Annotated in this window: 4 tRNA genes; all 4 read left to right on the plus strand. The window is 56.5% G+C overall.

Annotated elements, in window-relative coordinates:
- The 4 genes from H1S01_RS21045 (at position 1) to H1S01_RS21060 (ending at position 328) form a co-directional block, all read left to right on the plus strand.
- Positions 1–77 (plus strand) — tRNA-Val (locus H1S01_RS21045).
- Between the two features lie 3 nt (positions 78–80).
- A tRNA-Phe gene (locus tag H1S01_RS21050) sits at positions 81–156 on the plus strand.
- A gap of 6 nt (positions 157–162) precedes the next feature.
- Positions 163–247: transfer RNA gene (locus tag H1S01_RS21055), tRNA-Tyr, on the plus strand.
- A gap of 6 nt (positions 248–253) precedes the next feature.
- Positions 254–328: transfer RNA gene (locus tag H1S01_RS21060), tRNA-Gln, on the plus strand.
- The last annotated feature ends 1 nt before the right edge of the window (position 329 follow it).

Consider the following 329-nt stretch of genomic DNA (forward strand, 5'->3'; position numbering starts at 1 on the left):
GGGCGATTAGCTCAGATGGTTAGAGCGCTTGCTTGACATGCAAGAGGTCAGCGGTTCGATTCCGTTATCGCCCACCATTTGCCTCGGTAGCTCAGTCGGTAGAGCAGAGGACTGAAAATCCTCGTGTCGGTGGTTCGATTCCGCCCCGAGGCACCATCCATCGGAGGGATTCCCGAGTGGCCAAAGGGAGCAGACTGTAAATCTGCCGGCTCTGCCTTCGAAGGTTCGAATCCTTCTCCCTCCACCATTTCATTGGGGTGTAGCCAAGCGGTAAGGCAGCGGACTTTGACTCCGCCATTCGTTGGTTCGAATCCAGCCTCCCCAGCCAT

Source organism: Heliobacterium chlorum, from assembly GCF_014502795.1.
Taxonomy (GTDB): domain Bacteria; phylum Bacillota; class Desulfitobacteriia; order Heliobacteriales; family Heliobacteriaceae; genus Heliobacterium; species Heliobacterium chlorum.